Raw genomic sequence first — 9234 nt, 5'->3', positions numbered from 1 at the left:
CGCCTCCTCCACAACGGCCATCCGTTCTTCCACCTGCGCAACGAACCGGGCATGGCCGAGCGCACGATCACCCTCCTGGGCCCCAGCAAGACGGAGTCCCTCTCGGGCTACCGGCTCGGCGTCGTCGTCGCACCGGAGGTCATCGTCCGCCGCATGGAAAACATGCTGTCGATCACCTCGCTGCGCGCCCCCGCCTATGCGCAGAACCTGCTGGTTCACTGGCTGCGCGACGACAAGGAGTGGCTCGCAGCCCGGATCCCCGAATTCACAGCGCTGGGCACGCTCACCCAGACCAAGTTCGCCCAGCTCCCCTGGCTGCGCCAGTCTGCCGGGGCGGGCACGGCCTATTCGTGGCCGGACGTCTCGGCACTCGGCATGCCTGCGGACGAGGTGGCCGCGATGTTCCTCACCCGAGCCGGTGTGCTGGTCAGCCCGGGCTATCAGTTCGGGGAAGGCTGTGACGGCTTCTTCCGGGTCTGCTATGCGCGCGACGAGGCGACCTGGTCGGATGCGCTGGACCGCATGGTCGACCTCCTCGACGAACAGGCGACACAGCGCGGGCTCGGCCGATGACCAAGAGGATCATCGTTACCGATAGCGCGCCGCCACCGGCCGGCGCCTACGCGCAGGCGGTGGAGGCATCGGGACCATTCGTCTTCATCTCTGGCCAGACCCCGCGACTCCCCGACGGGACCCGGCTCACCGGGGCCCCGTTCGAGCAGCAGGCGCGACAGACGATGGAGAACATCAAGGCTCTGGCTATCGCTGCTGGCTGCGACCTCGCGACACAATGCGTCCAGATGACGGTCTACCTCAGGGATCTCGACAACCGCGAGCTCTTCGACCGCGTGATGGCCGAGTACGTTAGCCAGTCGCCGCCGGCCCGGGCAGTGGTCCAGTCGAACCTGGTGGGAACCGCCCTTCAGGTGCAGGCCGTACTCTCCAGGTAGCGCTTGGCTTCGCGTTTGGGGTGCTGCTGGCCGCAAAAGCGGGCGACGATTCGGTCCACCGACCGTCCGACAGTTGCTGCTGGGGCCCCCGGGATACGCCGAGCAGACTGCTGAGGATGTCATCGATCAAGGTTGGGACCAAGGATTTTGGCTTTGGATTTGCCACCTGAACCGACGGCGTACTCGGACCCAGCCCCGGGGCGGAGGGGCTTGGCCAATTCGGCGGGCTCGCGCAGGACCGCGAGGTCAACTCAGCCCAGAAATCGTTGCCTGCGCCCCCCATAGCGCTGCTTCATTGCGGCATACCCCAGATTGACCTTGGGCGCCGGTAGGTTGAGGCGGGCTCCCGGCCGCGCTGAGGCCGCCAAGTTCAGCGCGCCAAGCGCCGCATTGCTCAGGTCGTCGAAGGCGCCGCGCATGTGATCGACTGAATCGCGTCCGCCCCGGGACGTCCGCCGCTCGAGATTGCCGATCTGGGCAATGAGCCGTGGATTGTCGAGCAGGATGAACTGTCCCGCCATAAGCGCCGGGAGCGCCTCGAGATACACTTCCGACCGGCTGAGCGAGCTGGTGGTGTAGCGGATCCCGCTCGCCTTGAAGGCACCCACCACCCACTCCGCCGCGTAACGGTCCCCGGTCACCGTCGATATCCGGTAGCGTTCCAGCAACCGGGCGAACTCGACCACGACATCATGGGGGTCAAAGGGCGGCCGCACCTCGCGAACGCAGTCAAGCACCCCGCGTTCCCCCTCGGCGTGGGCAATGCCCATGGTCATCGCGTCATGCGCGCCGCCCGAGGGGTCACAAAAGGCATAATAGCGATAGTTGCGGTCGAAGGGCCGCTCGTGCACCCCGGGATCAACCCCCTTCGCTACCGCCGTGGGGTCGATGAAGGTCGACAGGTCACTGCGGAAAAGGCCGTCCCACTCGGCCGCTGCGCTCTCCGGATCGTCCCGCCGGGCTTCATCGAGCACCTCGGGGTCGATGTTGGGGTTGAAGGCGCTGGTGCCCGCCTGAACGACCAAGACGCTGTCGTCGTCCACGCCAAAATGGTCGCGGTGCTTGGTGAACAGGAGCCCGCGCTGGGCATATGGAGAGCTGATACCTACCAGCATGCCGCCGGTCGTGGCCAATGCCGGCAGCACGGCCCGATAGGTCTCGACGTCGGGCACCGAACTGGTCTCGTCGCGCCAGAAGGCGACTTCGTCAAAGATGCAGGCCAGCAGGGTTCGCCCCCGGATGGTGCGATAGTTGTTGGTGTGTACCGCGATCGAGATATTGCCAACGAGCCGAAGTTCGTCGGTGGTCTCGCCCACCACGAGTTGGCGGAGAATGGGTGAGGTCTCGAAGAAGGCCCGGATATAGCCGAATACCGACTGCGCCTGGATCTTCGATGCCGCCAGCACCAGGATGGTACCGACTTCGCCTGCCGCCAACGACGCGCTGTGATCGACGAACGCGGCGATGTAGCTCGCAATTGCCGCCGCGATGCGCGACTTGCCGGAGCGCCGGCCCAGAATGGACCACAGTTCCCGAACGCGTCCGGCCGGCGGTGCGCGCCCACCCGTCACAGACCTGTAAATGGCCGCTTCCTGCAGCGTCAGTTCCACGCCAAAGGCCGCCTTGAGTATAGCCAGCCACGTCGACCAGCTGCCGGCGTCTCCAAGCGCCGCGCCGAGCAGGTTGGGGTCGAGCAGGGCACGGTCAATGGGAATGCTGGTCAGGGCAGCGGGCGCGGGCAACCTACCCTCCCCCGTAGGTCTGGGCGAGGTAGGTGCGCAGTGTCGGGGTCAGCTCCTTGGCTCGACGTTCCAGCCCAAGGTCCGACAGCAACCTGCGCAAGGCGTTGATCGCGGTGGTATAGGTGGCAATGTCGAGCGACTGGCCATTGGCCATTTCCGCCTCGGTGCCCTCGCACCAGACCGCCAGCGTGGCAGCGCGCCGGGCGATGATGGTCTGCGCTTCTGAGGGGTCACTGCCGACATCCACGACCAGCTGACCGAGAATTTCCTTGTAACGGCGCATCGACGTCGACCGCCCATCCACCCCGGGAAGGAGATCGCGGCCATTGCCGATTCGGGAGCGACCTTGCGGCTTGATGGGAGCCTTAGCGGTCAAGTCCATATCGTGGGAACCGAAGGGCTTGGCAGGGTCTATTCTGGCTCCTGGTGCGGGCAAGGTTTGAGCTTTCGACGCGGACTTGACGCGGACATGAAATCAAAGTCCATCTGAATTTACCAGCTATTTCATTATCTTGTCGCAATATGTCCGCCGATTAGTAGTCGGTGGCCTCGTATCGAGCCGAGACGGTTCCAATCGAGGAAGGTGGCGGCGAGAAACCAGCAGCGCAGAAAAACTGCTGGGCGTTGTTCGGCTGTAACGTTCCCTGAAACCATCCCGGGTCTTTGAACGCGTGCGCCGGCCTCGCAGAGGCGCAACGCGGCCAATGGGGTGTGGGGTATGTGTGGGTACTGGGGTTGGAAGCCTTGAACGGTCGTTGCAATGGGGATTGAAAGGGGAATGAAAACGGGGATGGAATGTCGTTTTCCAACGCTGGAAGGGCGTTGGAATGTTAGTGGTCCTCCAGTCCCGGAACCACGACCAACCGGCTGCGCGGACGCGAAGGAGGTCCCGTCATCTCGACCTTGATCCTCCTGGCTGCGAAAAGGCGTGACATTGCGTCGCGGAAACCCCGCCTATTGATACCCTCGGCGCGAGGATCACGAGCAAACATAGCAGGGGCGTAACTGGGCGACGGGTTGGCGCTGACGTGGCGGCCCTCGGCGCCGAATGCAGCCAGCAGTTCGAGAAACACCCGATCGGCCCCGCCTTGCGCAGCAATGGCCCCGAAGGCGGTCACAAGTGCCGGATCCTCTAGCGTGACGAAGACGCCCTCTTGCCACCGCATGCGGATTTCGCCCCCGCTGCGCCCGTAGTTGGTCTTGACGGTACGCAGTACGCGGGTGTCGGGGTCGGCTCCGAAGTTGTCTTCGGACTTCACCCGGTCGAGGTAAAGGCGGCTGCGGACCGAGTTGTTCCAAGCTGTGGAACCAGACAGGCCGGTGCCGCTGGACATTCCCGCGAGGCTCGGATGGGCGAGCAGGAGCACGGCGCATTTATACCGAATGGCCCAGGCCCGCAGCATGCCAATGAACTGCCGCGCTTGCGCCCGCTCGTTCTCGGCGCCGCCATACACGTCCGCAAGGGTGTCTATGATGACCAATGCGGGCGCATGCTGAGCGATTGCGCTCTCGACTTTGGCGAACAGCGTCGTACGCTTAAGGACGTTGCTATGGCCGTCGGACCCAACCATCAGCGCGTCCTCGCCAGCCAGCGGGATGATCATTAGCTGCCCGAGACCCTCGAGATCGTTGTTGTCGTGCTTCGTGATGTCCTCAAGCCGCCGATGCAATTCGTCTTCATCATCCTCGCCACTGAGGTAAAGGACCGGGCCTTGTGTGACATCGAGTCCGCACCATTTCCCGTCGGTAACGGTGGCCACGGCCAGCTGAAGTGCCAACAGTGACTTTCCGGTTCCCCCGTCGCCGCCGAGCATCGTCACAGTACGGCCGGGCACCAAAGGATCGACGTGGAACTGACGAGCCGGCGCCTGATGGCCGGCAAAATCGGCGGCGCTGAAGACCCGCAGCTGGCCACCGGCCGTGGGGGACTTTTGGCTATTCAGCAAGGGCGGGGCTTCGGCAGGGTCGAATGGAACGGTGTCTTCGATCATGCGGCCGCCTGATTGGTGCCAACAGCAACCCGGAAGCGACGCTCGTTGACGACGCTGCGGGCGATGCGCAGCAGATCGCGAGCGTGCGCCTGGTCGCGGGCCGCAATATCTCCAGGGATTTTGAGGAAAAGGTAGGCCGCCAGCTGCGGGTTGACGATGGCTGCCCCGGAACATCCGGCGGAGAGCCAGTCGACCGGGGTGCGATGCATCGCAAGCGACTTGCCCATGTAGTAGGTCGCCGGATTGAGCGCCTCCCACATGCCGAGGATTGGCGCCCGACCAAACATGCTGAGCACGTGGTGGGGATGGTCGAGAGGCCACGCGACGAGATCGATCGACGTTTCCCCGTCCGCATCCAGGGCCTCGCAGACGAAGCAGTCGATCGGGTCAGCTGGCGCATGCAGGTGCGGATCGAAGTCAAAGCGGCCCGCTCCGCAATCGTAAACTGGCAAAACACCCGTTGCACCGGCGTAGCCCGCGATCAACTCGGGGCCGATTGAATTGCTACGGACATAGTCGACATATTCGCGGCTCGGCCAAGCGCGGTCGTAGAAGGCGGCACGGGCCTCAAGGAGGAGAGGGTCGATCATTTCCCCCACCCCAGTTCGTTGACCGCGACAGCGCACCTCAGGAGGTTCAGCCGATCAGGCTTAAACCCCAAGGCGATCAGCGGGGCGCCCTGCCGGGTCATCAGAAGCCACAGAGCGGCGAGGTCACAGGCGTGAAGGAACATCCACAAGTTGTCGACCGGTGCGGCCACCTCCGCCTCGGGATTGCTGCTCACGCGGCGACCCTGCCCGGTGCCAGCCACACGGGAGACGCGCTGCGTGACGGCGATCAGCCGTCCGCCGGGCCCCCACGTTTTGGGTGCGACATCATAAACAGACGCGCCCCACCCGATGCGAGGCGGGGGGGCGCTTTTCGGATCGGAGGCCCTCATCACCCGTTCGACCGGCGCGGATTCGGGCGACGCTCCCTCGTGGTCAGCCATGCCTTAACGGCGGTAACCCGATAGTACTTCCGGCCCCCGATCAAAACACTCGGAAGTCCATCAGCCAGGGCCTCATAACGGGCAATGGTCCGCGTCGAGCACCGCAGCTCCGAAGCAAGCGCATCCCGGTCGATGTAGTCCGCGAGGATAGATACCGACTGTTCCACTTTGTACTGCCTTTCAGAAATGAGAAGACAGCACCCGGTTTACCTGTGGCACCTGGCGACAACAAAAGGGGAAATTAGCCGGCGAATCGACCGCTATTTTCCCTTCTCAAGGGCGCTATGTACCGCCTCACCGAACGCAGATTCGCTGCCGATGACTGGAACACCGGGGATCGGCGGCACGTTTTCGTAGACGGACCAGCAGAACCGCACGAATGGGGTCCTTCTCCGTGCTTCTACCGGATAGGTCTCCGAGTACGCCGCTGACACGCGTCCTCCGGCGTTTTCAAAGAATGCGGCAAGCCGATCTATGAACCTCCGGAAGCCCGGATGTTCCGGTCGGCCCGGATTGCCCTGCACATGGTCTCCGAAGTTTTCCAGCACCGCGGCGCAAGCCGCATCTATGGCGGCAAGCGTCTCCGGCAGTGCGTCAAACCTATCCCACTGGTCTTCAGGGAAATTCTCGCGAAGGAGGCTGCGGACCGATATGCGGCTGTCAGCGTCCAGCAAAAGCAACCGGTCATTGAGACGCTCAGAAGCTGCAGCTATTGCCTGGATCTCGCCCTCAGCGACTGAAGCGGTTAGCCGCTGAACCTCAACATGAGCCATTCGACAATACTGGCGAACTATGAGCCAGAGTTCGACTTTTTGCCCGCGACTGATCGTGATGCCACCTTGCTCCGCGGCTTTCGCGCAGATCCTCCACCAGCCTGGTCTGGGGCGAAACGGAGTCTCTTTGGCCAGCTTAGTTGGTGTCCTGAACATCTCGAGGACGCGAAATGGCGTGCCAGGTCGCTGCTTAGGAACAAAGCGCCTGGTCACCTTCCATTGCCTTCAATGGCGATTACTTCGGCACCTGCGCCTCTGGCCGTTACAATGGCCCCGGCGCGCTCCGTGGCGGCCCGCAGCGGGTCATCCATCAGGTGGGAATACCTCGCCGTGGTGGCGGGCTGGCTGTGCCCAAGAAGTGCACCAATGATCGGCAGGGAAAGCCCCGCGCTGGCCAGGACACTCGCGTATGTGTGCCGCAAGTCGTGGATTCGTGCAGAGGGCCTGACCTTGATCACGTCACGCCCCTTTGCGTCCTTGATCGCCTCTGTCGTAATGATACCCGCCGCGACACATAGATCGACCCAAGCGTATTTGATCTCGACGCGATGCGGGCTCCCACGGCCAGGAAAAACGAAGTCCGACACGTCCCTGCCCCGCTTTTTCACCGCGGCCTCGGCCTCGAGCCGGATATCGACCAGTAGCTGACGCGCCGGCGCCGACAGCGGTACACGGTGCAGCGTCTTTTGCTTCGTCGTTGAGCCGGGCTTGGTCCACACACCACTCGTAAGGTCGATTTGGTCCCACCGGGCCGCCATCACTTCGCCGCTGCGGGCACCGGTGAGCAACAGCAGGCGGACGATGTTCGCCGCCTGCACATCTTCGGCGCTAGCAAGGGCGTCCGTGAGCTTCGCCAGCTCGGCCGGCGAGAGATACCGGTGACGCTTCTCCTCAGGATTACGCTCTATGCCCTTGGCCGGGTTGTCGGTACGCCAACCCCAGCGGATCGCTAACGTGAACATCTTGGACAGCACGGCCACGCTGCGATTGGCTTGGTAGGGAGCGCCGGTCTTGGTCACCTTGCGGTGCAGGCCATCAATATCGGTGTAGCCAACCTCTGCTACCCTGTGGTGCCGCAGTTCGGGCAGGATGAACTTGTCGATCAGCAACCCATAATTCCTGGCCGTCGAGGAGCGGGTCTTTGGCAGGTGTTCTTCCCGGAACCGAACTACGAGGTCGGCAACGGTCTTTGCACCGCGATCTGCTTCAAGGCTAGCGAGCGGGTCGTCACCGCGGTCGATGGCTTTCTTGAGCTCGCCCGCTTCCGCACGTGCCGCCCCGGTCTTCCATGCTGGAAACTGACCGATGGTGTACCTGCGCTCGCGGCCCGATCTCGTCCTGTAATTTAGGATGAACGATCGGGCACCACCTGCCGTAACCCGGCACCCGAACCCCTTCACCTCAGTGTCATAGCTGATCCTATTACCGCTGACGGGGACCGGCAGTGTTTTGATTATCGTGTCAGTGAGCTTCTGGCTCATACCGGCGCGCACCTCCGTGTCCGCGTGATGTCCGTCCAATGGACGACGGTACACCCGCAGCTACTGGCCTCCGATTTCCGATTATGTCAAGTTAAGTTCCTATTACGATACGGATATTTCCGCGGACACGGCGAGAATGTGGGACACTTCAAAGGGTTGCGAGAATGAGGCAAATCTAACTTTTAATCGGATGGTCGATGGTTCGAATCCATCCGGGCGTACCAATTTACAAGCACATTCAACGGCATAACTCGCCGACCGCGTGAGATCACGGCGGCCGAACTGGGCCTAGGCGAAATGCCCGCCGAGCATGCGGCCGAGCCAGGCGAGGAAGCCACCGCTCTCGCCGGCCGCAAATCGGCGGAGGCGACGGGCCAGGCCGCGTCCGGTCATCGAGCCGCGGTAGTGGCAGTCGCATAGCAACTGGTGCGCGTCATCCGAGCTGATCTCGAAGAAATCCATGGCATCCCCGAGCGTGTCGCCCGCAAGGCCGGCGGTGCGAAGCACCGGGTCGTTGAACGCGATGCTCAGCGGGCTGTCGCCCCTGCGATAGGCCCGGCGCTGCGCATAGGGCAGATATTCTATGCCTCTGAGCGCATTGAGCGCGCCCCCGTGCGTATCCAGCGCAGCCGCCCAGCGGGTGATCTTCTCCCGGCGGTCGAGAATGGTGATGGCATCCGACAGGGCAACGATCCCGGCGGAGGTGTTCAGGTCTTCGGCGCGCTGGTGCTTCATCGCAATTTCCTTCCTGGGTGAGGGCAGCGAGGCAATCAGCCTAGCCTCGCCAGGAACGCCCGGTATGACCGATGCCAATTCGGCGAGCGATTTCATCAGCTCCCGGCGACGTGACCGGAATAGCGGAGATCGGATTGCACGTCAGCCTTCGGCCAGCAGGGCCTGTTCGGCCTTCTTCAATTCGGCGAGCGCGACCGCATCGGGTTGCGGCAGCCTCGGATCGAGCTTTTCGAGCGCATCCACGATCGTCGCGCCGACCACAAGCCGGGTGAACCATTTGTTGTCGGCGGGCACGACGTGCCAGGGCGCCTGCTCGGTGGCGGTGTGCTGGATCGTGTCCTCGTAGGCCTCCACGTAGCGGTCCCACAGGCGTCGCTCGGCAATATCGGTCATGGAGAACTTCCAGTGCTTGTCCGGATCCTGGGCGCGCGAAAGCAGGCGCTTGCGCTGCTCAGCCTTCGACACGTTTAGAAAGAACTTCACCGGCACAATGCCGTTTCGCGACATGTAGTCCTCACATGCCACCATGTCCTTGAAGCGCTGCTTCCATATGCCCTCGCCCACCAGCCGA

Annotated in this window: 10 protein-coding genes and 1 pseudogene; 2 read left to right on the top strand and 9 right to left on the bottom strand. The window is 63.2% G+C overall.

What is annotated here, in order from left to right:
* Nucleotides 1-573 (top strand): aminotransferase class I/II-fold pyridoxal phosphate-dependent enzyme (locus JWQ89_RS16680; protein ID WP_299642803.1); only part of this gene is annotated, 573 nt, incomplete at its 5' end.
* The gene (locus JWQ89_RS16675; RefSeq protein WP_299642801.1) at nucleotides 570-950 is read left to right on the top strand and encodes a RidA family protein; all 381 of its coding nucleotides are present in this window, start codon (nucleotides 570-572) and stop codon (nucleotides 948-950) included. The genes JWQ89_RS16680 and JWQ89_RS16675, both read left to right, overlap by 4 nt.
* Nucleotides 951-1201: 251 nt before the next feature.
* Here JWQ89_RS16675 and JWQ89_RS16670 read toward each other — a convergent pair whose 3' ends face one another.
* From JWQ89_RS16670 to JWQ89_RS16630, 9 genes and pseudogenes are all read right to left on the bottom strand, one after another.
* On the bottom strand, nucleotides 1202-2692 hold the full coding sequence (locus JWQ89_RS16670) for a terminase (RefSeq protein WP_299642799.1): 1491 nt from the start codon (nucleotides 2690-2692) through the stop codon (nucleotides 1202-1204).
* A 1-nt stretch (nucleotide 2693) separates the two neighbouring features.
* Nucleotides 2694-2975 carry a hypothetical protein gene (locus JWQ89_RS16665; RefSeq protein WP_299642797.1) on the bottom strand — a complete coding sequence of 94 codons (282 nt, stop codon included), beginning with the start codon at nucleotides 2973-2975 and terminating at the stop codon, nucleotides 2694-2696.
* A gap of 547 nt (nucleotides 2976-3522) precedes the next feature.
* Complete coding sequence (locus JWQ89_RS16660; protein WP_299642795.1) at nucleotides 3523-4683, bottom strand: AAA family ATPase; 1161 nt, start codon at nucleotides 4681-4683, stop codon at nucleotides 3523-3525.
* Entirely contained in the window at nucleotides 4680-5273 is a 594-nt protein-coding gene (locus JWQ89_RS16655; protein ID WP_299642777.1) for a hypothetical protein, read from the bottom strand. Before JWQ89_RS16655 ends, JWQ89_RS16660 begins: the two co-directional genes overlap by 4 nt.
* Nucleotides 5270-5467, bottom strand: a complete 198-nt coding sequence (locus JWQ89_RS16650; protein ID WP_299642775.1) for a hypothetical protein — start codon at nucleotides 5465-5467, stop codon at nucleotides 5270-5272. Before JWQ89_RS16650 ends, JWQ89_RS16655 begins: the two co-directional genes overlap by 4 nt.
* 467 nt (nucleotides 5468-5934) lie before the next feature.
* Nucleotides 5935-6447, bottom strand: coding sequence for a hypothetical protein (locus JWQ89_RS16645; RefSeq protein ID WP_299642773.1), 513 nt, complete (start codon nucleotides 6445-6447; stop codon nucleotides 5935-5937).
* A gap of 209 nt (nucleotides 6448-6656) precedes the next feature.
* A complete protein-coding gene (locus JWQ89_RS16640) occupies nucleotides 6657-7928 on the bottom strand; it encodes a site-specific integrase (RefSeq protein ID WP_299642771.1) in 1272 nt (423 codons plus the stop codon).
* 288 nt (nucleotides 7929-8216) lie between these two features.
* Complete coding sequence (locus JWQ89_RS16635; RefSeq protein WP_299642770.1) at nucleotides 8217-8663, bottom strand: hypothetical protein; 447 nt, start codon at nucleotides 8661-8663, stop codon at nucleotides 8217-8219.
* A gap of 141 nt (nucleotides 8664-8804) precedes the next feature.
* Nucleotides 8805-9234, bottom strand: a pseudogene (locus tag JWQ89_RS16630) (polyphosphate kinase 2 family protein); the annotation flags it as partial.

It is taken from the genome of Devosia sp. (genome assembly GCF_028290645.1).
Lineage (GTDB): Bacteria > Pseudomonadota > Alphaproteobacteria > Rhizobiales > Devosiaceae > Devosia_A.
This window is presented reverse-complemented; position numbering and strand designations above follow the sequence as displayed.